We start from the raw sequence: 22,949 nt of genomic DNA, 5'->3' as shown, positions 1-22,949 counted from the left end.
CGAGGCCGGCCATGTCCTTCTCCGCCATCCGCAGCATTGCCACCAGCTCCCTGGCGGTCACGCAGATGCAGACGGCGCTGACTTCGGCGAACATCGCCAACGCCGACACGCAGGGCTACACCCGTAAGGTCGCGACCCAGAGCGCCGTTTCCACCGGCACCGTCGGGTCCGGCGTCAGCGTGACGGCCGTCACCAGCACGGTCGACAAATACCTGCTTCAGGATCTGGTGGCGGCGACGAGCACGCTGGGTGCGGCGACCACGGCCGGAACCTATGCCGACAAGCTGCAGAACCTGCTCGGCTCGACGACCGGCAGCGACAGCGGCGGGACCTCGCTGGCCAACAGCCTGGCCGATCTCGAGACCGCCCTGACGGCATTGAGCGGGACGCCGGAAAGCGAGACGCTCCAGGCTTCCGCCATCGCCGCGCTCGACACGCTGGCCAGCCAGCTTCGCGAGACCTCCGACGGCATTCAGGGCCTGCGCGCGGATGCCGATGACGCGATCGAGCAGACGGTGGCGACGATCAACGATACCCTCAACGCCATCGCGGCGCTCAATGACCGGATCGCCGGCGCACAGAGCCGCGGCGAGCCGACGGCGGATCTCGAGGACCAGCGCAACACCGCCCTCCAGACACTCTCCGAACAGATGGAGGTCCGCTACTATGTGACGGCGGACAACCAGATGCGGATCACCACCGCATCGGGCACGACGCTGCTCGATGGCAGCGTCCACGAACTCTCCTATTCCAGCGCCGCCGCCGTCACGAGCGCGACGGTGTTCGACGCGATCACCGTCAACGGCAAGGACATCACCGCGCAGCTCGGGTCCGGCGCGCTCGGCGCCCTGGTCGAGCAGCGCGACAGCGTTCTCCCCGCGGCACAGGCGGAGCTCGACGAACTGGCGACGGCTCTGATCGCGACGCTGAACAGCATCCACAACGCCGGGTCCTCGCTGCCCCCGCCCTCGACGCTGACCGGCTCGACAGCCCTCTCGGCGAGCGACGCCTTCACGGGCAGCGGCACGACCCGCTTCGCCGTCACCGACGCCGACGGCGCGCTGGTCAGCTATGCCGATCTCGATCTGTCGGATTACGCCACGGTCGGCGATCTCGTTTCAGCCATCGAAGCCGTCGACGGTCTCTCGGCCTCGCTCGATGCATCCGGCCATCTGGTCGTCAGCGCCGACGCCGCCACGAACGGTGTCGCCATCGCCGACGTCGACGGCGTCGCCGGCGATTCCGATCAGGGCCTGTCGGATTATCTCGGCCTGAACGACCTGTTGACCGGCAGCGACGCCGCGACCATCGCCGTGCGCCAGGACCTGCTGGCGACGCCAGGCCTGCTCGCGACTTCGGCGCTCTCCGTCGAGAACAGCCCAGCCGTCGGCGAGACGGTCGTCAGCATCGGCGAGAGCGGCATCGGACAGGCGCTCGCGTCCGCCCTGTCCGGCAACCAGGACTTCGCGGCGGCGGGCAGCCTCAAAGCATCGAGCGCCTCCTTCGCCGATTATGCCGCCAAGATCGTCGCCGGCGTGTCCGCCACAGCGCAGAGCAACGCCACGGTGCTGGAGGCCAGCGAAAGCGCACAGCAATCCCTGGCCGATTCCCTGTCCTCGCAGTCAGGCGTCAATCTCGACGAGGAAACCGCGAAGCTCTCGGAGCTGGAGCAGCAATATGCGGCCGCCGCCCAGCTTCTGGAAACGCTCAACAGCATGTTCGACACCCTGCTTCAGGTCGCGGCGTCAGCCTGACGTCGCGACGGCCCGAGGGGAACGGAACCGATGATTACCCGCGTCGCGACTTTCGCCATGAGCGAACGGATGCTGGAGGCGTCTCTGCGCACCCAGTCCAGAATGAGCGAGGCCCAGTTGCAGCAGGCCTCCGGCGCCGTTTCGACCGACTATGGCGGGCTGGGCCGCTCGGCGGGCACGCTGGTCAGCCTCGAGGTCTCGCTGGCCCGCTCCAAAAGCCAGTCAAGCGCCGCCGAGGAGGCGGGCAACCGCGTCCAAGTCATGTACGATGCCGTCGGCTCGATGAACGAGCTGATGTCGAGCTTCCGCACCAGCCTGTCTTCCGCCATCAGCGCGGGCGGCGACGACGACGCGACGCTGGCCGCTACCGCGCAGAGTTTGCTGGAGGAGTTCGCGAGCCTGCTCAACACCCGCTTCGAAGGGCGCTATCTCTTCGCCGGCAGCGACACCGGGACCGCACCGGTCAATCTCTCGGCCTATGCGGCGACGGACGCAGCGACGCAGGATACGAGCTACTATCAGGGCAACAGCGTGAAGGCCTCGGTCGCGCTCTCCTCGGAGCGCACGCTGACCTATGGCGTCACGGGCGATGCCAGCGCTTTCGAGCAGGCGCTGCGCGCGCTCAGCGCCATCGCCAACGCGACCACCCCTCCCGATACGGCGACGCTGCAGGCGATCTCGGACCTGACCGTGGACGCGATCGACCAACTCGCCGTGGTCCAGGCCAAGCTTTCGATTGACGCCGCCACACTCGAACGCAGCACCGCCGCGCAAACCGACTATCAGGACGAAGCCACGAGCCTGATCTCGGCGATCAACGGGGCGGACGTGACGGCCATCGCCGTCGAGCTCTCGTCCTACGAAACGCAGCTTCAGGCGTCCTACTCGGCGCTGGCGAAGGTGCAGTCGCTCAACCTGATGGATTATCTCAACTGAAGGTGTTTTACGCCGTTCATATGCTCAATCATGAGCCTCCGATTTGATAAATCTCGAACCTCAGCACGGCAGACATTGTCTCGATCGACAACGGAGGGCACTCCTTTCGCGAGCGTCGAGAAGCCAACCTCAGGAATGGCCCACCCCGGAGCATTTTGGCGTAACGGCTCCCGGGCGGCGTGTCGTCAGGGAGGCGCCTGTCGGTCGGGCTGATGGCCAGCCGCAGAACCAATACAGCGGTAACACCGATCGCGAGCTTCACAGGCGCCCGGCATCAGCCGCCGAACGAAGAGGTTCAAATCAACCTCGTGTTTGCAGGCGCCAACACTCTCTCGCAGGGTGGCTGATTGGCGCGGCTGCATGGCTAGCTGCGCGGTCCCCTAGTCCAGCCAAGTATCAGCCGAGTGACGCCCAACGCGTCTGTGCCAAGCGGGGGAACGCGCTGATGCAAGCCGATTGCAAATGTCCGGTACCGGACAGAGACTGAATATCAGCTCTTGGCGCACGTCTGCTATGGCCGTCGATCTGAGACGGGCCCAGCGGGCCTTCGTGGCTGCCCCACCACTCGTGTCTGCGAAACGGCTGCCAAGCCATCTGCCGGCCACGAAACCGCTATTGCGCCAAGCCCTCGAGGTTAGCCCGTAGTGTGACATAGTCGACCTTTGAGCGGTGACGTTTGTCCAGCGGGATCTCGCTGATCGGCATCACGCGCACGTCGCCGATCAGGGCTGCTGCGCGGGTCCAGGCCGGGAACTGGTCCAGATCGCCTTCCACAGCCAGAAGCGCGCGTCCACCGGACTCGACCAGCGCGCTGCGGCGAACGCCTGGCCAGAACCGGGATGCGGCCTCGACGCCGAAGGGAAGCATCCCGCCGGCCCGGCCATCGAGCCGGCCACCGAGCCAGAGCCGGCCTGCGCCATCGAAACGGCCAGCATCGCCGGTGCGATGCCAGATTTCGCCCTCGCGCCGCAACTTGGTCGCGCCGTCATCGGCAGGGTCAAGATAGCCCTTATTGACGTGATCGCCGGCAACGATGATCTCGTCCTCGCGAATGGCGACGCGGATGGCCTCGACCGGGCGCCCTGCAAGCAGGCCAGCCCCGGTTTTCATGGCGTGCCAATCCTCGGGCTCGATGTCGCGGTGGTGCAGATGCGCGATCGGCTCGGCCTCCGTCGAGCCGTAGACCGCGACGATGTCTGTTCCTGGCATCGTCTCCGCGAGGCGCTCCAGCAGGTCAGGGAAGACCGGGCCGCCTCCCGTGAAGATTGTGTCCAGCCGCAAGGACGCGGCGGGGTGGGTCAGCGCCTCGCAGACCGATGGCGGCAGGAGCGCTCGCGTCACGCGTTCCTCGGCGATCTGTCGGGCGATAAGGCCGGGCTCAGCCTGATCGTGCCGGCGCAGGTTCCATCGCGGCAGGACCGAGGTTACGCCCATGCCGAGATTGGCGACGACGAAGACCGGAAAGGCGACGAGGTCGGTCTCATCGGTGCGTTGCGGCGCCAGCAGCTCCGCCAGAATAGCGCTCTGCGCCGCCAGGAAGCCGTGGCTGCGCTGGATCGCCTTCGGCCTGCCGGTCGAGCCACTGGTGAATGAGATCAGCGCGGGGTGATCGAGCGACAGCCCCTCCAGCGGGTCGCCCGTCACAGATCTGTCGGCGGGCGTGAGCGAAAGCCTGATCGGCCAGAGTTCAGGCACGAGATGTTTCAGCAGCCGATACCAGCCGTCGCTGAGATAGGCCTTGGGCGAGGTTGCCCGGGCGGCATGACGAAGGCCCTTGAGGCCGAGCGCCGGCTCCGGCAGTACCGCGATGGCGCCGATGCGCCAGAGTGCCGCGAGACCTGCATAGAGCGAAGGCCCCAGCGGCATCGCGATCAGGACGCGGTCGCCCTTGCCGATGCCGGCGCGCCGCCACGCCGCGGCCAGCGCCGACGAAACCGCGATGAGATCGGCGAAGCTTGTTTTGTCGCCGTTCCCGGCCACGATCGCCGTGCGGTCGCCGTGCAGCTCGGCGCTCTGCAGGAAAGGGTCGAGCAGATTCATCCGCTCAGGTGTCCAGCCGGCGGCCAAGCAGCGCGTAGCGGCGGAAGACCGTGCCGGCATGCCGGGCGCTGCGGGCAAGCGAGACATTGTCGACATGCATCAGGGCATGGATCGCCTGCGTGTAGCCGGCCTCGCGCGCCGATCTGTGGAAGTGGTCGGCGAGCAGATGGCCGACGCCGCGCTGGGCGCTGGCATAGGTCTTAAGGATGACGGTCCGAGGCGCCGCGCCTTCGAGACGGTCGGGCATGCCGAACAGGAAGCCGACCAGCGCATCGGCCTCGTTGCGCGCAAACAGCACGAAGCGCGGATCGACCAGCGGCATGACGGGCTCGTAGAGATCGAGGAAGCCCTGCTCGTCGAGGGGCTTGAAGAACGCGTTGTTACGGAAAGCCGCAGCCGACATGGCGTACAACTGACGGATGAGGCCGGCAGCGTCGCTGCCATCCCAGGACTGCACCGAAACGCCCGCAATCGAAACCGGCTCAGGCGCGATCGCCGCATCGAGCGTCGTCCGGGTCGATACATACCCCGACAGCGTCGTGAAACCGGCGGCGGCGAAGGCTTCTGCGTCGTAGGGTCCGCTGACCGGCTCCATGAGGAAGGGCGGCGAGCCGTCGGTTTCCGTCACCAGCCGGTAGCTGTGCCAGGTGTCCCCATCCATGGGGCCGATCAGTGCCTCGTAGCCCTCGGCTGTCAGATCGGTTGCGACGCTGGCGAGCAGGTCGCGGCCCGTCGCGACGCTGTCGCAGCGGAAACGCCCGACGCTCGCTGTGCGGCGCCCTTCCCAGGAGGGTGCGTTCCGGAAGATCAGGCAGGAGGCGCCCGCTATCGTGCATTCGGCTGCTTGCGTCATGTTAACGGCGTCCTCGTCGCGAGCTTGGCCACGAACAGGGTCAAAGGGACGGCAAGTGACAGCGCCATGATGCGCGGAGCGCGATAGCGGTCGAACCAGGCCGGCATGGCCGAGATCACGGCCAGGCAGAGCGCGATCGAACCCAGCGCCCAGGGCCAGAGCGGGCCGTGCCAGTGGCTATGGGCCGGGTTGGCCGAGGCGATGAGGAAGAGGCTCCCGCCGATCGCCGGGACGCCGATCGCGGTCAGCAGCACCAGCCGGCGCGGCATCAGAGCCAGGAACGCGATCGCCGCGCCCGCGAAGCTGAGATTATAGGCGTTGAGCGCGTTCTGGCCGGTGTAGTCGCCCAGGAACAGCCAAAACAGCGCCGTGCCGCTCATCGCGGCGATCAGGTCGAGATCGGGATAGGGCGAGCGGCAGGGCCGCGCATTGCGGGCGAGAATATGCGTGAAGACGGCCGCGACAGGCAGGATCGCGTTGTGTGGCGCCGTCACCGCGCAGATCAGGAAGATCAGCACCGCATAGGCCCGCGCGGCATGGTTCGTCAGGCCAAGGAGCGGTGCGAAGGCCAGCATGAAGGCGAGCATCGCGAGGAAGGCCAGAACCAGCAGGCCGAGCGCCAGTGGCACGGTGTCGAGATTGTTGGCGAGGAGAAGATGGATGCCGATCGGCACGAAGAGATTGTCGAAGCCGCGCCAAGAATCGGCCTCAACGAGCGCACCGAAGGCCGCGATCATGACCGAAAACAGCACGACCTTCGACCTGTCCATCTCCGTCATCATGAGAAGCAGGGTCATCGCCAGGATCCAGGTCACCAGGAAGAACATGGTGACGCCTTCCCAGGTCTTGGTGCCGGCTTCGACCTGAAAATGTTTGCGCCCATAGCGCGTGCCCGTCAGCGCGGCAGCCGCATCCGAAAGCGTCAGCACCAGAATCGGCAGCGCATAGAGCACCGGCTGCCCCTGCGACGCGAAGAACAGAAAGCCGACGCTGAGCGCCAAGAACAACTCGCCATAGGATTTCCGCGCGACGCCATGGACGGCAGAGCTGATGCCGTCACCGGCGAAACGGCGCATGCGCAGGCCGAGCAGGACGAGAAGCGACAGAGCAATCAGCAGAAGCGCGGGCCATCGCTCCGAGAACGTCAGCGGCAGGGTCAGGGCATAGAGACCGGTACCGACATGGACGCATTTGCGCTGCAGCTCGACCGACAGACCATGGCGGCTGCCGAGCCATTTCACCCCGGCCAGCAAGCCAAGCATAGCGGAGATCGAACCCGCGACCAGCAGCAGGTTGACCGCCACGCTCACGCCAGCACCTCCTCGACGACGAAGTCGGAGTAGAAGAAGGCCTTGTCGGCCGCCTTGCCCAGCGCCTCGAGATCTGGCCGGCGCAGCATGCGGTCGGCATGGGCCGGCGGCAGGCGGCGCGGCGCCATCATGTTCCAGTAGACCAGCCTCGCGCCCGGCTGGGCCGCAGCGACGACGCTGCCATAGACCGCCGCGAAGGTCTGCAGGTTCATGTATTCGAAAATATCCGAGAGGTTGAAGCCGTCGGCCTTTTCGCCGGTCGAGACGAAGGCCTCGAGCGAGCCCTGGCGGATGTCGAGCCGGTCGAGCCGGTCGCGGATCGTCTCGTAATGCTCCGCGCGCCAGGCCATCGGCAGCGCCTCGCCATGGCTCCCGGTCAGGATCCAGCGCAAGTAGGGGTTCAGGGCCGGATCGAGATCGACGGCGGCGTGGCGGATGCGGCGGGCGACATGCCCGGCGACGCTGCCCTCGACATGGTCGAAGAAGGCGGGATCGCGGCCGAGCCGTCCCATGGTGAAGCGCGAGAAGAAGCCGCGCAGCAGCAGGTTCCAGCGCCAGCTGTTCCAACGCGTGTCGAGGAAGTGCTCACGCTCCTGGCGGCTCTTGCCTGGCTGAAAAATGGCCGCGATCGTGTCGCGTGAATGGACGAGCGGCAACAGGTAACGCTGCATCACCCGGAAATAGCGCTCGAATTTTCCGACGCCGCCGAGCCCGTGGGCGACGATGTCCTCCCGCCTTTCCGCCCAGAAGGCGCGTTCTGTTTCCGGCAGGGTTTGCACGACGCGGTCCAGCAGATCGCCGCGCCGCGCGCTTGGGCGAGAGCCCATCAGTTCGAGGAACGCGGCATGGTCCAGCGCGCGATAGGCGGAGATGCGGATGCGCAGGCACGCGATCTGCGCCGGCGACAGGTCGACGACCACGACGCGCGCGGGGTCGAGCGTCAGCATGGCGAGCGCGTTGTCGCCGGCGGAACAGATCGAGACCAGCGTGGCCCCGGGCTGCGTGCCGAGCGCGGCGGTCAGCACATCGGCGTCCTCCCAGAGCTGGGCATAGCGGATCGCCTCGAAGGAGGCCTTGCCAGCGATTTCGCTCTCAGCCATCGGTCTTCCTCACCTCGCCCGAGGCCCCTTCCACGCTGATCATCTCGCCATCGACGATCCAGTCGAGCGCTCCTTTCAGCCCGACGACGCAGGGGATGCCCATCTCGCGCGCGACGATCGCGGAATGCGACAGCAGGCTGCCGCGCTCGACGACGATGGCCGAGGCATTGCTGAACACCGCGATCCAGCCGGGATCGGTGTGCCTGGCCACCAGGATCTCGCCCTGGACGAGCGCGTCCCGGCGCGGATCGCGGATCACCCGCGCCCTTGCGCGTACCAGGCCGGCCGAACAGCCCGTGCCCTTGCGGATCGTCTCCGGCGCGCCTGCCGGCGTGGCGGCCGAAGCAGCCGCGACTGCAGAGGAGAGGCCGGCAGCGCCGGTCACGGTGATGCGCTCGGGCGGGTCGGGTCGTTCGGCTGCCCGCGCCATCTCCGCCTTGCGGGTGGCGACGAGGCCTTTCAGGTCCGCCGTCGTGCCGAAGCCCTCGATGGCGCCGAGCAGTTCGGGAACGGTCAGCAGGAACACGTCGCGCGGGGCCTCGATCGCGTCCAGCGCCGCGAGCTGGCGCCCCATGGCGACGAGGACGCGTCGGGCATGGCCGAAGATGCGGGTGCGCTCGAAGCGCAGGTTCTCGCGGTCGCGGACCCGGTCGCGGGCCCAGCCCATGACGAGATGCGCGATCCGGCGTCGAACCGGAAACTCCTTCAGAACGCGGTCCAGCGCTGCTGCCCCGTCCTCGCCCCGAACATGGGCGGCGCGCGGCGTCAGGGCGGCTGCGGCGATCGCGGCGAGCAGAGGCGCGGGATCTTGGTCGAGCGTGATACTCTCCAGCTTCAGCTCTTCTGTGCAACGGTCGGAGAATTTGGCCAGATAGGCGTCGATCTCGCGGGCAAGCGCCGGATCGCCCTTGCTGGCCACCAGATCGCCGCGCTGCAGGGCTTCGATCAGTTTCGGCTTGCCCGCCGCCAGCGCTCCCATCGCCGCGATGCGCCGGGCGGGCTCGGCCGAGACGATGTCGCCCTGGCCAATCATGACCGCGTTGTGGATCTCGATGCCCTCGGGCCCGCACCAGCGCTCAAGCAGCTTTCGCGAGGCGCCGAAGGCGATCATGCAGAGGAAGTCGTTGATCAGCGGCGCGTCCCAGCGGTCGAGCAGCCCGGCCTCGATCGTCCGGTATTCCGTCGCGAGCGCCGAGAGCGGCATCGCGGCGATCGCGTCGGGCCTGACCCGCAGCGCGCCGTTGAGCCGCGCATAGAAGCCCCGGATCGTCCGTTTCAGTCGCATTGCCTCGAAGGCGAGACCGAAGCCGGCGCGGCCCATCCGGGCGAATTCGGCCACCTTCGCGAAGCCGCGCGCCGGCGGCGGCCCGATGCTGGCGCTGATCACGGCCGGCAACGGCTCGCTGACGCCCATCATGGTTTCCATATGGGCCCGATTGAGGCTGAAGCCCGGCAGCAATGCCAGCGCGCGATACCAGTTGACGAGGTTGTAGTAGACCCGCCCGTCGACCCGCCCGAGCATGTTGTCGAAGACCGGAGCGCTCTCCGAGATCCGGCCGGGCGCGACGCCGAGCAGTGCGACGAAGCGGCGGTAGACACGCGCATAGGCGTATTGCGCGAAGCTGTAGGTCAGGGGCGAGACGAGGCCGGGATAGCTCTCGACGATGTTGGAGTTGTCGAAGATCGTCACCATCGGGTCGGGGAGCGTCGGCTCGCGCAGCCCGGTCGTGATCGGGCGGGCCTGAAGCAGGAAGAGCTGATCCTCCTCGAAGGCCCATTCGAGGTCCTGGGCCGAGCCCCGGACCGCGGCGACGCGGGCGATCAGGCCACCGAGCGCCGCCAGATCGGTTGCGGTCAGAACGCCTGCTTCCGGCCCCTGCAGGACAGTATGGCCGCTGGCGTCGAGCACATAGTCGTCGCCATCCGCCTCGCCGCCGACGAGCCTGTCGCCAAGGCCGGCGATGGCGGATATGACAAAGCGATCGCGCCGACCGGCAACCGGATCGGCCGAGAAGGCGACGCCGGCCGCACGCGCGCGGACGAGCCGTTGCACGATGATGGCGGGCGCGCCGCCGGCCGGATCGAGCCCGCGCGAGGCGCGGTAGGCGCGCAGGCTCTCGGTGCTGCCCGAGCGCCAGACCTTCAGCGCCGCGGCAGGAACATCGGGAGCGGCGATCTCCAGCAGGGAGAGAAACTGTCCGGCATGGGAATGGCTGCTGCCATCCTCGTCGCGCCCCGAGGAGCGGACAGCGAAGGGGCCGGGGCCAAGCTCGGCCAACGCCGATTCGAGGCTCTTGCGCACATCTGGCTTCAGCCCGCGCGCTGACAGCCCTTCGGGCAGGATGACCACGAAGGGCGGAACGTCGAAACCGGCTCGCGACAGCGCCGACAGCGCAGCCGCCTTGCCTCCCGAGACGGCCGGATCGCCCGAATCATTCGCCTGAAGCACCCAGCCGCTCACGCCATGCCTCCTGCCAGCAGCGGCGCAAAGCCCGCCGCGCCATAACAGACGAGGACCCACAGACCCGCCATCGCATCCACCATCTTTTGCGTGCCGCCATCGGGTTTACCGGCATAGCGCGCTGCGCAGGCGAGCGTTGCGGCCAGCGCGACTGCACCGACGATGGCAACGGGCAGAAGGGCCGCGACCGCAGCACCGACACCAAGCAGGAAGCCATAAGCGAGGATGGCGCAGGCACACCACGCCAGCGCCGCACGCCTCGGCCCCAGCAAAGCGGAATAGGTCTCGACGCCCGGTCGCTCATTCTCTCGACCGTAGAGCTTGCGGCCAATCTCCAGCACGCAGCCATTGACGAAGCTCAGCGCCAGGAAGAGCCAGAGCCCGGCGGGCGGCGCGCCGGCGCGCGGCAGCCATTCGCAGGCGGTCACGAACAGGTCGATCAGCGGCATGATCGCCATATGCGAGACGAGGTAGAGGAACGGCCGCGCCTTCAACCAGTGCGGCGCGAAGAACTCGAAGCTCATCAGCGCCATCCAAACCCAAACCAGCGCCAGGGGCCAAAGCAGAAGCGGAGACAAGAAGGCAGCGGGCAGCGCAGCCAATGGCACGCCGGCAATCCCGAGCCCGACAACGAGCCGCAGGCTCACCAGCCCGCGCGGCACGGCACGCTCCGGCCGGTAGCGGCGATCGTCGTCGGCGTCCTTGATCTCGTCGCAGGCGCGCAACTGGAAGAAGATGATCAGCGTCGCCAGGAACGCCGTTGTGAAAGCGGACCAGGCCGGGAGCGCGCGGCCACCGAGATTGGCCGAGACGCTGATGCTCGCCGCCGTGAAGACCACAAGCAGAACCGAGGTCTTCGCCAGCGGGAAGCGTTCCGTCTGGTAGATCCAGAGCCTGCGCAAGAGTGGCAGAGCGGCTTCGTCCGACATCGCCGCCGTCATCTGCGCCTCGCGAGTTTGTCGTGAGCTGACGCGAAATGTCCGGCGGCGATCGCGCCCATGATCGAGATCTCGCCGCACAAGCACAAGGCCGCCGCGACCTCCGCCAGCGCCGCACCATGGCCCGCGCCCTTCAGCCCCAGCAGCGAGAGCGCCGCCGACTGGCTCGGCAGACCCGTGCCGCCGCCTACCGATCCGACCAGGATATTGGGCAGGGTTACGGAGACAAAGAGATCTGCGCCGCGCCGCTCCATGCGGGTGAAGCCGACCGCCGATTCCGAGACGCAGGCCGCGTCCTGGCCAGTGGCGATGTAGAAGGCTGCGAGGCCATTGGCGTAGTGGCCCTGTGCGCCGAGCTGCCCGCTGAGCAGGGCACCGAGATTGGCCATCTCCGCGTAGGCCATCATCCGGTCGACGCCGACATGGAGGTGCTTCTCCACGAGGGCGCCGGGAATAATCACGCTGGCGCTCACCTTACGGCCGCGGCCGGTGAGCAGGCCGAGATAGGAGGCCTTCTTGTCGCCTGAGAAATTGGCCTCGATGAACCAGTGCAGCGGCTTGATCGGGCACGTCTCCTCGATACGCCGGCAGAGCGCGTCGGTCGCGAGCGTCACCATGTTCTGCCCTGCGGCGTCGCCGGTGGTGTAGCGGCACAGCAGGAAGACGATGTCGTTGTCGATCATCGGCTCGAGCGAGATCAGCTTGCCATAGCGCGTCGTCGCCTCGGCCGCGGCCTGCAGGTCGTCGACAGAGCGCGTTACCCAGGCGACGAAGAGGCCGGCATCGATCAGGCTGGCGAATTTGAAGCCGGGGCTGCGTAGCACGCCTTCGTTGAGCAGCCCGGTTGTCACGCCGCCGGATTTAGTCACCACCGCCGCGCCTCGGGCATAGGAAGCGACCAGCGCCGCCTCCGTGGTGGCCAGAGGCACGTAATAGGCTCCGTTGGCGTTGAGGCCGTTGATCAGGAGCGGACCGATGACACCGACCGGCACCTTTGTCGTGCCGATCATCGCCTCGATGTTCGCAGAGTAGCCTTCAGCATCGGCGAGCGCCTGCTCATCCGCCAGGACGGGCTCGGAGGCCTGTGTCGAAACACCGGCCTGGGCGAGCTGCCGCCAGAGAGACGTGATGCTAGCTGCGTCCGCCTCCCGCGGCGAGCGCAGCATCCGCTCGGGAATCCTGTCGGCCTGATGGCTCATCCGGCTGCGTGCCTGCTCGGCCGTGTAGGACGCGCGCAGACGATCGAGCAGGCGCAGGACCGAATAGGGAATGACCGACATGCCTGTTCAATGTCCTGTTGAAGAACGCTCACGGAAGATAACGAGAAGGGGGTAAACATCTGATGTTCTTGAGGCTGTTGGCGCCTAGAGCCCGTTGCCTTAGGAGGCGCTATCGCCAAAACCCGTCCGGGACGATGCGGGTTGCACCCGCGAATCCCAGAATGCCCAAACCGAGAATCGGCATGGTAGACGCAACTTTGATCCTGCCCAGCATCCACATTTCGGAGACGCACTTGCTATTGGCGTAAGCCGCGACGCTCCCTGGGTCGCCTGGCTGCTGGGTCACCACAACAATACGCTCGCCCGCGCGCGCGCGCAGACGGCTATCGACAGCCAAGGGTTCGTCGGGCCGGAGCGTTCCGAGCGCTGACGAAACCGGCAGCGGGTCACTTCGTACAATGGCTAATGTGTCGGCAGCCTAGGAGACGGCCGTGTCTGAGGGAATGTCCGCTTCCCGGCACGTCGCCAAGTTCAGCTTTTGGCGCGAAGCTCCTGGATGCGGAGAGTGACAGACGATCTTCGAGTATTCGTTGTCCGATCGCCTTATCGCATCGCGGGCGATCGTCATCCACGGGTCGAGGAGGTCGTTAAGAACCCAAAAATCGCAAAACCTACCGTTCGCCGAGACCCGGAGCCTTCAGGGGCTATCGGCCAGGGCCGCCTTCCGATTGCGCAGGATCGTCGGCGAAAGCATCGCCAAGAGAAGCGCGGCGACCACAGCCAGCAGCACCGCGCTGATCGGACGGGACAGGAAAACCAGGAAATCCCCGTCAGAGAGCAACATGGCGCGGCGGAAATTCTCTTCCAGCTGCGGGCCGAGCACGAGGCCGAGCAGCAGGGGCGCCGGCTCGACGCCGACCTTGATGAAGAAGTAGCCGATCGCTGCGCAGCCCAGCATGAGCCAGACATTGAACAGGCTGTTGGCGATGCCATAGGTCCCGATGCAGCAGAACAGCACGATCGCCGGGAAGAGCAGGCGATAGGGAATCTTCAGCATCGAGATCCAGAGCCCGATCAGGGGCAGGTTGATCACCAGCAGCATCAGGTTGCCGACCCACATCGAAGCGATCACGCCCCAGACGAGCCTGGGCTGCTCGGTCATGATCTGCGGCCCGGGCTGGATGCCCTGCATCATCAGCGCGCCGATCATCAGCGCCATCAGCGCGTTCGCGGGAATGCCGAGCGTCAGCAGCGGAATGAAACTCGTCTGCGCGCCGGCATTGTTGGCGGCCTCGGGGCCGGCGACGCCCTCGATCGCGCCCTTGCCGAAACGGGACGGGTCCTTCGCCAGCTTCTTTTCCAGCGCATAGGACGAGAAGGGCGGCAGCGCGGCGCCGCCACCGGGCAGCACACCCAGCACCGAGCCCAGCGCCGTTCCGCGCAGCATGGCGGGGAAGGCGGCGCGCAGATCGGCCCGGCTCGGGATCAGGTCGCGGACTTTCTGACTGACGACGCGCCGTTCCGCCGGCCGCTCCAGATTGGCGATGATCTCGCCGAGCCCGAACAGGCCCATGGCGATGGGAACGAAGTCGAGCCCGTCCGAAAGCTCGGCGATGCCGAAGGTCATGCGCGCGGCGCCGGAGCTGACATCGATGCCGACGAGGCCGAGCAGCAGGCCGAGCAGCACCATCGCGAGCGACTTCGCCACCGAACCATGCGCCAGCGCGACGGCCGCGATCAGGCCGAGCACGAGCAGGCTGAAATACTCGACCGCGGTGAACTTGAGCGCCAGGACCGAGAGCGGGACGCTCATCACGGCGATGACGATCGTCGCCATCGTGCCGGCGAAGAAGGACGCGATCGCGGCGATGGCCAGCGCCGTTCCGGCCCTGCCCTGCTTGGCCATCTCGTGACCGTCGATGCAGGTCACCACCGAGGAGGTCTCGCCGGGCACATTGACGAGGATGGCGGTGGTCGAGCCGCCATATTGCGCGCCGTAGAAGATGCCGGCGAGCATGATCATGGCGCCGGCCGGGTTCAGGCCGAAGGTGAAGGGCAGCAGCAGCGCCACCGTCGGGATCGGCCCGATGCCCGGCAGCACGCCGATGGCCGTGCCGATCAGCACGCCGAGCAGGCACAGGCCGAGATTGTTGAGTTCCAGGGCTGTCGAAAGCCCCAGCAGCAGATTGTCGAAGAGGTCCATGGCAGGCAGCCTTCAGCGCGGCCAGACAGGCACCGGCAGCGCCAGAACCTTGATGAAGAGAAGGACGGCCGCGCCCGAGAGCAGCAGCGCGAAGGGCACGGTCTCGCGCAGACGCGCTTCCCGGGTGGCGAAGCTCGCCAGGACGATGGTGACGACCGAGGCGATCGCCAGCCCCAGCTTTTCCGCCGTCAGTGCGAAGACGCCGACCGCGGCCAGCACCGCGAGCAGCGGGCGCCACTGAACCGGCTCGATCGCCAGGCCGGCCCGCCTGACGCCCCGCCCACAGAAGAACAGGCCGAAGGCGAGCAGGCCGAGCGAGACGACGCGGGGCATGTAGCCCGCGCCCATGTCGGCCGCATGGCCGACATTGAGGTTGCGGGTCGCGAAGAGAGCGCCTGCCGACACGGCAACGAGGAACAGGCCGAAGAGCAGGTCGCGCCAGTCTTTTCCGGAACGGGTCACCGGGGCGCTCACCTCAGCTGCCCTTGATGCCGGCTTCCTTGATGATGCCGCCCCAGCGGATGGTGGCATCCTTCAGCCAATCCGCGAACGCGGCGGGAGAGCCGGCCTTCACCACCCCGCCCTGCTCGGCGATCCTGGCCTTGATCTCGGGGTCCTGCAGGATCTTGCCGATCTCGGCGTTGAGGCGCGCGACCGTCGCGGGCGGCGTGCCGGCGCGGGTCAGGATGCCCTGCCAGGTGCCGGCATCTCCTCCCGGCAGCCCCGCCTCCCTGAAGGTCGGGAGCCCCGCGACGCGCTCCTCGCCCGTGACGGCGAGACCGACGAGCTGCTTGTTGGCGACGAAGGGCAAGGTCGCGGTCGAGCCGTTGATGATGACCCCGCTCTCGCCCGAGACGACGGCCCGCGAGGCCGCAGCGCCACCCTTGTAGGGCACGTTCTTCCAGGTGATGCCGAGTTCCTTGGCCATCTGCACGGCCGTGATGTGGTTGGCCGCGCCGACGCCGGAGTTGGCGACCGCGAGCTTGTTGGGGTTGGCCTTGGCGTAGGCGATCAGCTCCTGCGCCGTCCTGGCGGGAACCGATTCATGAACGGCGAGCACATAGGGGCCGAACATCACCATCGAGACCGGAGCGAGATCCTTGGCAGGATCATAGGTCAGATCCGAGAACAGGCTGGGCGCCGTCGCCAGCGAGCCGACATCCATCAAGAGCAGGGTGTGGCCATCTGCCGGCGCCTTGGCGACGGCGTCCGCGCCGAGATTGCCGGCAGCGCCCGGCTTGTTCTCGATCACGACGGGTTGGCCGATCGCGGCCGAGAGCTTGGGCCCGATCAGCCGGGCGAGGATGTCCGAGGTGCCGCCGGGCGCGAAGGGAACGACGAGCCGCACGGGACGCTCGAAGTTCTGGGCCCTGGCAGGCTGGGCGGCGAGCGTGACGCCCGCGAGCAGGGCGATGGCGAGGCCCTTCAGCGAAGCTGCGGAAAGACAGAACGGGAATCGGGTTGGGCTCATGATGGTGTCCTCCGGTGGGGCGCGCACCGGCCGTTGGCCGAGGTCGCAGACAGTCTTGGAAGCTGTCTTGTCCATCGCAGGATAGGCCCGGCACGATGCGTCGGTGAGTTAGATTGGCAATGGAACCATACCTTTTTTGGATGGCACGATAGCGCCAAGCGGCTTGCCCGAACCCCGCTCCCGCCTACTCTGCCAGCCAGACGGCCAAAGCCGCGACTGGATCCTGGGAGGGACACGATGAGCCGATCGATCACGCGCCGTGCGGCGCTCAGCCTCGCGGGCGGTGCAATCGCCGCACCGCTGGTGTCACGCAGCAGTTTTGGGCAGGCCTATCCCGCCAAGCCCGTGACGGTCATCGTTCCCTTCGGCGCCGGCGGCACCACCGACCTCGTCGGCCGGATCATCTGCGAGAAGCTGACGCAGAGGATGGGCAAGGCCTTCATCATCGAGAACCGCGCCGGCGCCGGCGGCAACACCGGGGTCGCCGCGCTCTCTCATGCCACGCCCGACGGCTATACCATCGGCATGACCACGCCCTCGACGCATGGGATCAACCCAAATCTCTACAAGGAGAAGCTGCCCTTCAAGCCGTTCGACAATTTCGAATTCCTCTCCCTGGCCTCGTCGCAGCCGAACTTCCTGTGCATCCACCCGTCGATCCCGGCGCAGAACGTCAGGGAGTTCATCGCCTATCTGAAAGCCAATCCGGGGAAGGAGAATTTCGGCTCCTCTGGAATCGGCACGTCGATCCATCTCTCCGGCGAACTGTTCATGCAGTTGGCCGGGGTGAAGATGCAGCACGTCACCTACCGCTCCTCGGGCGCGCTGGTGCAGGATCTGATCGCGGGCAACGTCAAGGTCTCCTTCGACAACTTCACCTCGCCCTATCCGCACTACAGGGCCGGCACGCTGCGCGGGCTTGCGGTCACCACGACCGAACGGGCCAAGATCGCACCGGAGATTCCCACGCTGGCCGAGACGCTGCCCGGCTTCGACATCAGCTCCTGGAACGGCTTCCTGGCGCCCAAGGGCACGCCGAGGGAGATCTGCGACAGGCTCGTCAGTGAAATGCAGGCCGTATTGAAGGATCCGACGGTGGTCTCGCGCTTCGAGGAACTGGGCGCGGCGGCGACACCGTCCACGGGAGAGCAGGCGAAGGCCAAGGCGCAAAGCGAGATCGCCAAATTCAAGGACATCATCGACAAGGCCGGGATCAGCATCCAGAACTGACCCCCATTTCCGGGCGGCACCGGGCGAGCATGGCGTGATGAAAGGCTGGGGATGTTCGAACTGAGCCAGCTGCGCTGTTTCGTGGCCGTCGCGGAGGAACTGCATTTCGGCCGGGCGGCGCTGCGCCTCAACATGACGCAGCCGCCGCTCAGCCGGCAGATCCAGATCCTCGAGCGGGTTCTCGACGTCATTCTGCTGGAGCGCAGCAACCGGACGGTCAAGCTCACGCCGGCCGGGCAGAGCTTCCTGGCCGAGGCACGTCGTCTCCTCAAGCTCGCCGAGAGCGCGGCCCTGCTCGCCAAGCGCGTCGCCAACGGCAAGGCTGGATCGATCCATATCGGCTTCACCGCGACCTCGGCCTATTCCTATGTGCCGGAACTCGTCGCGGCCTGTCGCCGCGAGCTGCCCGACGTCGAGATCTCGCTCAAGGAAATGGTCAGCGGCGATCAGCTCAAGCGACTGGACTCCGGCGAAATCGACATCGGCCTGCTGCGGCCGCCGATCCCGCGCAACGGTCTCAGCGCCTTTCGCGTCACGGCCGAGCCCCTGATCGCGGCGGTCCATGCCGACCATGCGCTGGCGCGCTCGGCGACGGTCGCGATCGAGGACCTCGCAGCCGAGCCCTTCATCATGTACGCGCCCTATGAGGCGCGCTATTTCCACGATCTGCTGGTCGAGCTGTTTTCCCGGGCCGGGCTCGTCCCGAACTATGTCCAGCACCTCGCCCAGATCCATTCGATCCTGGCGATGGTGCATTCCGGTGTGGGTGTCGCGCTGGTGCCGGAAGCCGCGATGAACCTGCATTTCAGCGGCGTGGCCCTGCGGCCGGTCGATCTGCCGCGGCAGCGACCCGCGGAGCTCTTTTTCGTCAGCCGCGAGGACAATGACAATCCGCTCGTACCGATTGTCGCGGCGCTGGCGAAGAGGCTGGCCCAGGACCTGACCAAAACCGGCTGAGCGATCCAATGATTGGATCGACCGATACAGGGATTGGTCACCTTCGGCATCGCTCTTGATCTACTCCTCGCTGCAGTCAGCGAAGGAGCCGAGCATGAGCAAGATGACCCCGCAGGAGATGGCGCGCCACATCGGCAATGGCCTCCTGTCCTTTCCTGTGACGCCCTTCACGGCCGGCAACACCTTCGACGAGACGCGCTACCGCTCCAATCTCGACTGGCTTTGCGGCTACGAGGTCGCAGGCCTCTTCGCCGCCGGCGGCACCGGCGAGTTCTTCTCGCTCTCTCCGGCCGAGGTCGTCGCGGTGGTCGCGACCGCCGTTCAGGAGACGCGCGGCCGCGTGCCGGTGCTGGCCGGCGTCGGCCATGGCACGCAGATCGCGACCGAACTCGCCGGCGCCGTCGAGCACGTCGGCGCCGACGGCATCCTGCTGCTGCCGCCCTATCTGGTCTTCTCCGAGCAGGAGGGGCTGGCGGCCCATATCGAGGCCGTCTGCAAGGCGACGAAGCTCGGCGTCATCGTCTACAACCGCGACAACGCGATCATCACCGAAGAGACGTTGGCGAAGCTCTGCGAGCGCAACCCCAACCTCGTCGGCTACAAGGACGGCATCGGCGACATCGAGCTGATGACCCGCATCCATCTGCGCCTGGGCGACCGCCTGACCTATATCGGCGGCCTGCCGACCGCCGAGACCTTTGCGCTGCCCTATCTCGAGATGGGCGTCACGACCTATTCCTCCGCGGTGTTCAACTTCGTCCCGCAGTTCTCGACGACCTTCTATGCCGCGGTGCGCCGCCGCGACCGCGACATGGTCCAGGCGGGTCTGCGCGACTTCATCCTGCCGCTGATCGCCATCCGCAACCGCAAGCGCGGCTATGCCGTCTCGATCATCAAGGCCGGCATGAGGGTCATCGGTCGGGACTCCGGGCCGGTGCGGACCCCGCTGACCGATCTCAGCGAGAGCGAGACGGCGGAACTCGCGGCGCTCGTCGCCCGGCTCGACACCAGCGAATTCGCGACGCGCCAGCGCGCCGCCGCCTGAGCCCGCCCCATCGCCGACCTCGACGCTGCCGCCCCGTCCGGGCGGCTGCATTGTCTTGTGTCGACGTATCTGGTTCCACGATGCGTCGATTGGATCGGTCGATACGCCCTTTGGGCTGTCCCTCATCGATCCGGGCCCGAATAGTCTCCCCTCAAGGTCACGCGCCAGCCATGGCAGACGAAAGACCGTCAGGGGAAACACCATGCCGAGGAACAACACGGGCGCTGCGGCGCTGTTTGCTGTCATGATGAGCGCCATGCCGGCTGCCGCAAAGACCATGGTCTATGTCTCGAACGCCGACAGCCGCGAGATCAGCGTGCTGGAGCTCGACGCCTCATCCCATCAGCTGAAACCCGTCGAGACGATGGCCGTCAGCGGCACCGCGATGCCCATGGCGATCTCGCCGGATCGTCGCCATCTCTATGTCTCGTTGCGCTCGCAGCCCTTCTCGGTGAGCTCCTTCGCCATTGATCCGCACAGCGGCCGGCTCGACCTTCTTTCGACCGTGCCACTGCCGGACAACATGGCCTATGTCGCCACCGACAGGACGGGCCGCTTCCTGCTGAGCGCCTCCTATACGGGCCACAAGATCGCGATCAATCCGATCGGCCCGAACGGCGCGGCCAAGGGCGAGCCGGTTCAGGTGCTTGAGACGCGCAAGCATGCCCACGCGATCCTGACCGACCGCTCGAACCGGTACCTTTTCGCCAGCAATCTCGGTGGCGACATCCTGCTGCAATACCGCTTCGACGCCGCGACCGGGCAGGTTGCGCCCAACGAACCGCCCTTCGTCGAGACCAAGCAAGGCGCAGGCCCGCGCCACTTCGTCTTTCACCCGAACGACCGGTTTCTCTACCTCGTCAACGAACTTGACGGCACGGTGGACAGCCATCGCTTCGACGCGGCCAAGGGTGTGCTGTCCAGGCTTGGCAGTATCAGCCTGATGCCGGCCGGCTTCAGCGGCGGGGCACCGGCAGCCGCCGAAATCCGCATCACGCCGGACGGGCGCTTCCTCTATGCCTCGGAGCGCACCTCGAACACGATCGCGGCCTTCAAGGTCGATGGTCAGAGCGGCGCCCTGACCGCAGCCGGCCATTTCGCCACCGAAACGCAGCCGCGCGGGTTCAACATCGACCCGCGAGGGCAATTCCTGGTGGCGGCGGGCCAGAAATCGAATTCGGCGACGCTCTACGGCATCGATCCGGAAACCGGCGGACTGAAGGAACTGCAGCGGCTGCCGCTGGGCAAGAACCCGAACTGGGTCGAGATCATAGACCTGCCGTGACAGGCTGATCCGGCATCAAGCCGTCCTTGGGCCGGGCGCTTTCAACGTCGGCTTCCCGGCGGCGAGCCAGCGTCAGCTTATGGCGCTGACTGCTCTCCATCACTGGAGACGGCCGCTCGATCATTCGGGGTTTGGGCGGAACGGCTGAGACCCTTATGGTGCCGCGATGGCCTTCGGCGTTTTCATTCACCGCCCCGACTCGATCTACGACGACAGCCCGGCGGAGCGCTATCAGTTCCCGCGCCCGTATCTCGGTCGCGTGCGGGCCTGTATCGACGACTGGATCATCTATTATGAACCTCGCAAGCTGAAAGGCACTCGCGGGTACTACGCGATCGCACGGGTTCAGGAGGTCATCCCCGACCCTGCCGCTTCCGGCATGTACGTCGCCATCATCGAGCCGGGCAGCTATCTCGACTTCGCCCGGCCGGTGCCGTTCGCAGATGCCGATGGCGCACCGGTCGAGAGAGGCGTCCTGAACGAGGACGGACGCATTTCCGGCCGAGCGCAGGCCGCTGTACGGCCTATTTCGCCGACCGACTTCGATCGCATCCTCGCCCTAGGCCTGGATCAGCAAAACGATTTGCTGCCAAGGTCGGACCAACTGGATGCCGGGTCCGGGTTCGCCGAGACCCAGGCGCCATTCGTCTTCGAACAGGAGCGCGAGCGGCTGGCCGTCGTCGCCAACCGGGTCGTCCGGGATCGCGTGTTTCGGCGCGTGGTTCTCCGTGCGTACGATGAGCGGTGTGCCATCACAGGGCTGAAGCTGATCAACGGCGGCGGCCGTGCCGAGGTCGATGCCGCGCATATCCGGCCGGTCGAGGCGAACGGTCCGGACGTCGTCAACAACGGCATCGCGCTTTCCGGAACGGCTCACTGGATGTTCGATCGCGGCTTGATCAGCCTCTCTGACGACCTCGACATCCTCATCTCCCGCCAGGCCAACGACCCTGACGGCATCCGCAGCTTCGTGAACAGGGCAGGACGGGCCTTTGCGCCGCACAGTCCGCGCGAGCGCCCGCACCCGCGCTTCCTGCAATGGCATCGGGAGAATTGCTTCAAGCAATAGGCCGCGACGAGGTGGAAGCCGCTCTTCGATCGCGTGAGGTCGGCGGCAAAGCGGCCTCCGATTGCGCAAATCCCTCGAACATCATTGCATTCTGTCACAGGGCGCTGTCGCAGCAACCGGCCCTCTGGAGGCCGAAGCGAGTGCAGAAGCAAGCGCTTGCGCGGGAAACAGTTCGGACCCCTCCGTCTCCGCCACTTCCCCATTTCGAACCAAAATCACTTGATAGCTCGTTGAAACGGGCGACCGAGGGCCATTACAGCCCCGACAGTCCCCAAGTCGGGTCCCAATCTGGGCCCATCTCGATGAGCTGTACCCAGCTTAAGTGGCGCAGCTGGCCACGAAATCACCCGGCACGACGTCCGAGTGCGGAGCCCAACGATTGGCAGCGCCCTACGTGGCGGAGTGGTCGCGTCAGATCAGTGACCCATCACCAGCGGCTGAAAGCAATGCGCCGGAAGGCTGCTGGCGACACGAAATCGCTGCTCCGGGAGTGATCCCGATCCCCGCTGAATCCGGTCATTCGGGCGATATTCTGTTGCCGGACCGCGCGTTGCGTTCCTCCAACAATTCCAGCAGTTCACTGGCACCAGAGGCGTGCGGGTCAATCCGCAGGAACGAGCCGTCGGCAAAAAACACAACCGCCTGCCCTAGCGGATTGACCCGGACCTGCTGGACTTCGTCGAACTTCCGCTGCTCCGTCACCGAACCCCTTTTGAACGACAGACTCGTTCCGCGCCACCGGACACTACGTCGCTGAAGTGCATGCATGGCGATGGCTGTCGCGATCGTCAACAAGCCAAATAAGATGATGAGCCAGGTCAGGATTGTCATCTGTGTTTCGGCGTCGGCCCGTGACGATCCGACAAATAATCGAATATAGACCATCAATAAACAGAGGCCACCACCAAGCCCGATACCAGCCCAATGCATCGGGCTTGGCTTGAGATGCCGCCATCCTCTGATGTCGGGTCGCGATTTTGCTCTTGCGACCAATAACGACAAAATCGCTGTCACGACACCGCCTGCAATCGCCGCCAGCAGCGGCTTGAGCACATCCACTTGGTTCTCCGGATTTTA

At 66.4% G+C, this 22,949-nt stretch carries 18 protein-coding genes; 7 read left to right on the top strand and 11 right to left on the bottom strand.

Translation table 11 applies throughout. The annotated features are described in order from the left end of the window. Window positions 1–11 precede the first annotated feature (11 nt). Complete coding sequence (gene flgK, locus BSY19_RS14010) at window positions 12–1,754, top strand: flagellar hook-associated protein FlgK (protein ID WP_069054696.1); 1,743 nt, start codon at window positions 12–14, stop codon at window positions 1,752–1,754. A gap of 30 nt (window positions 1,755–1,784) precedes the next feature. Continuing rightward, window positions 1,785–2,690 carry a flagellin gene (locus BSY19_RS14005; RefSeq protein WP_069054695.1) on the top strand — a complete coding sequence of 302 codons (906 nt, stop codon included), beginning with the start codon at window positions 1,785–1,787 and terminating at the stop codon, window positions 2,688–2,690. Window positions 2,691–3,302: 612 nt separating this feature from the next. Here the strand turns inward: BSY19_RS14005 and BSY19_RS14000 are convergent. From BSY19_RS14000 to BSY19_RS13955, 10 genes are all read right to left on the bottom strand, one after another. Next, window positions 3,303–4,730, bottom strand: a complete 1,428-nt coding sequence (locus tag BSY19_RS14000; RefSeq protein WP_069054694.1) for an AMP-binding protein — start codon at window positions 4,728–4,730, stop codon at window positions 3,303–3,305. A gap of 4 nt (window positions 4,731–4,734) precedes the next feature. Next, complete coding sequence (locus tag BSY19_RS13995; protein WP_069054693.1) at window positions 4,735–5,583, bottom strand: GNAT family N-acetyltransferase; 849 nt, start codon at window positions 5,581–5,583, stop codon at window positions 4,735–4,737. Further along, a complete protein-coding gene (locus BSY19_RS13990) occupies window positions 5,580–6,893 on the bottom strand; it encodes a diacylglycerol/polyprenol kinase family protein (RefSeq protein WP_069054692.1) in 1,314 nt (437 codons plus the stop codon). Before BSY19_RS13990 ends, BSY19_RS13995 begins: the two co-directional genes overlap by 4 nt. Continuing rightward, window positions 6,890–7,993 (bottom strand): BtaA family protein, encoded by a 1,104-nt coding sequence (locus BSY19_RS13985; RefSeq protein ID WP_069054691.1) that lies wholly within the window; start codon window positions 7,991–7,993, stop codon window positions 6,890–6,892. Before BSY19_RS13985 ends, BSY19_RS13990 begins: the two co-directional genes overlap by 4 nt. Then, window positions 7,986–10,454: a PEP/pyruvate-binding domain-containing protein gene (locus BSY19_RS13980; RefSeq protein ID WP_171905141.1), complete on the bottom strand. Its 2,469-nt coding sequence runs from the start codon at window positions 10,452–10,454 to the stop codon at window positions 7,986–7,988. The genes BSY19_RS13985 and BSY19_RS13980 overlap by 8 nt, the downstream gene beginning before the upstream one ends. After that, entirely contained in the window at window positions 10,451–11,383 is a 933-nt protein-coding gene (locus tag BSY19_RS13975) for a UbiA family prenyltransferase (protein ID WP_069057106.1), read from the bottom strand. The genes BSY19_RS13980 and BSY19_RS13975 overlap by 4 nt, the downstream gene beginning before the upstream one ends. 8 nt (window positions 11,384–11,391) lie before the next feature. Then, a complete protein-coding gene (locus BSY19_RS13970; protein ID WP_069054690.1) occupies window positions 11,392–12,672 on the bottom strand; it encodes a hydroxymethylglutaryl-CoA reductase in 1,281 nt (426 codons plus the stop codon). Window positions 12,673–13,309: 637 nt separating this feature from the next. Continuing rightward, window positions 13,310–14,815 (bottom strand): tripartite tricarboxylate transporter permease, encoded by a 1,506-nt coding sequence (locus tag BSY19_RS13965; RefSeq protein WP_069054689.1) that lies wholly within the window; start codon window positions 14,813–14,815, stop codon window positions 13,310–13,312. A 12-nt stretch (window positions 14,816–14,827) separates the two neighbouring features. Beyond that, window positions 14,828–15,277: a tripartite tricarboxylate transporter TctB family protein gene (locus BSY19_RS13960; RefSeq protein ID WP_069057105.1), complete on the bottom strand. Its 450-nt coding sequence runs from the start codon at window positions 15,275–15,277 to the stop codon at window positions 14,828–14,830. A gap of 13 nt (window positions 15,278–15,290) precedes the next feature. Continuing rightward, on the bottom strand, window positions 15,291–16,286 hold the full coding sequence (locus tag BSY19_RS13955; RefSeq protein ID WP_083247604.1) for a Bug family tripartite tricarboxylate transporter substrate binding protein: 996 nt from the start codon (window positions 16,284–16,286) through the stop codon (window positions 15,291–15,293). Window positions 16,287–16,523: 237 nt separating this feature from the next. Here BSY19_RS13955 and BSY19_RS13950 point away from each other — a divergent pair, with 237 nt between their 5' ends. The 5 genes from BSY19_RS13950 (at window position 16,524) to BSY19_RS13930 (ending at window position 21,872) form a co-directional block, all read left to right on the top strand. Then, window positions 16,524–17,516, top strand: a complete 993-nt coding sequence (locus BSY19_RS13950) for a Bug family tripartite tricarboxylate transporter substrate binding protein (RefSeq protein WP_069054688.1) — start codon at window positions 16,524–16,526, stop codon at window positions 17,514–17,516. A gap of 51 nt (window positions 17,517–17,567) precedes the next feature. Further along, window positions 17,568–18,473, top strand: coding sequence for a LysR family transcriptional regulator (locus BSY19_RS13945; protein ID WP_069054687.1), 906 nt, complete (start codon window positions 17,568–17,570; stop codon window positions 18,471–18,473). Window positions 18,474–18,567: 94 nt separating this feature from the next. Further along, on the top strand, window positions 18,568–19,518 hold the full coding sequence (gene kdgD, locus BSY19_RS13940) for a 5-dehydro-4-deoxyglucarate dehydratase (protein WP_069057103.1): 951 nt from the start codon (window positions 18,568–18,570) through the stop codon (window positions 19,516–19,518). 202 nt (window positions 19,519–19,720) lie between these two features. Beyond that, window positions 19,721–20,803 (top strand): lactonase family protein, encoded by a 1,083-nt coding sequence (locus BSY19_RS13935; RefSeq protein ID WP_150129619.1) that lies wholly within the window; start codon window positions 19,721–19,723, stop codon window positions 20,801–20,803. A 166-nt stretch (window positions 20,804–20,969) separates the two neighbouring features. Next, a complete protein-coding gene (locus BSY19_RS13930; RefSeq protein WP_069054686.1) occupies window positions 20,970–21,872 on the top strand; it encodes an HNH endonuclease in 903 nt (300 codons plus the stop codon). A gap of 516 nt (window positions 21,873–22,388) precedes the next feature. Here BSY19_RS13930 and BSY19_RS27575 read toward each other — a convergent pair. Next, the gene (locus BSY19_RS27575; RefSeq protein WP_150129618.1) at window positions 22,389–22,931 is read right to left on the bottom strand and encodes a hypothetical protein; all 543 of its coding nucleotides are present in this window, start codon (window positions 22,929–22,931) and stop codon (window positions 22,389–22,391) included. Window positions 22,932–22,949 lie beyond the last annotated feature (18 nt).

Source organism: Bosea sp. RAC05, from assembly GCF_001713455.1.
GTDB lineage: Bacteria > Pseudomonadota > Alphaproteobacteria > Rhizobiales > Beijerinckiaceae > Allobosea.
This window is presented reverse-complemented; position numbering and strand designations above follow the sequence as displayed.

Bases quoted from the DNA above. Each gene is read 5' to 3' on its own strand.
- kdgD (WP_069057103.1), top strand. From the start codon at position 18,568: ATGAGCAAGATGACCCCGCAGGAGATGGCGCGCCACATCGGCAATGGC.
- BSY19_RS13945 (WP_069054687.1), top strand. From the start codon at position 17,568: ATGTTCGAACTGAGCCAGCTGCGCTGTTTCGTGGCCGTCGCGGAGGAA.
- BSY19_RS13965 (WP_069054689.1), bottom strand. From the start codon at position 14,815: ATGGACCTCTTCGACAATCTGCTGCTGGGGCTTTCGACAGCCCTGGAA.
- flgK (WP_069054696.1), top strand. From the start codon at position 12: ATGTCCTTCTCCGCCATCCGCAGCATTGCCACCAGCTCCCTGGCGGTC.
- BSY19_RS13935 (WP_150129619.1), top strand. From the start codon at position 19,721: ATGCCGAGGAACAACACGGGCGCTGCGGCGCTGTTTGCTGTCATGATG.
- BSY19_RS13970 (WP_069054690.1), bottom strand. From the start codon at position 12,672: ATGTCGGTCATTCCCTATTCGGTCCTGCGCCTGCTCGATCGTCTGCGC.
- BSY19_RS13950 (WP_069054688.1), top strand. From the start codon at position 16,524: ATGAGCCGATCGATCACGCGCCGTGCGGCGCTCAGCCTCGCGGGCGGT.
- BSY19_RS14000 (WP_069054694.1), bottom strand. From the start codon at position 4,730: ATGAATCTGCTCGACCCTTTCCTGCAGAGCGCCGAGCTGCACGGCGAC.
- BSY19_RS13985 (WP_069054691.1), bottom strand. From the start codon at position 7,993: ATGGCTGAGAGCGAAATCGCTGGCAAGGCCTCCTTCGAGGCGATCCGC.
- BSY19_RS13930 (WP_069054686.1), top strand. From the start codon at position 20,970: ATGGCCTTCGGCGTTTTCATTCACCGCCCCGACTCGATCTACGACGAC.
- BSY19_RS13995 (WP_069054693.1), bottom strand. From the start codon at position 5,583: ATGACGCAAGCAGCCGAATGCACGATAGCGGGCGCCTCCTGCCTGATC.
- BSY19_RS13955 (WP_083247604.1), bottom strand. From the start codon at position 16,286: ATGAGCCCAACCCGATTCCCGTTCTGTCTTTCCGCAGCTTCGCTGAAG.
- BSY19_RS14005 (WP_069054695.1), top strand. From the start codon at position 1,785: ATGATTACCCGCGTCGCGACTTTCGCCATGAGCGAACGGATGCTGGAG.
- BSY19_RS13975 (WP_069057106.1), bottom strand. From the start codon at position 11,383: ATGTCGGACGAAGCCGCTCTGCCACTCTTGCGCAGGCTCTGGATCTAC.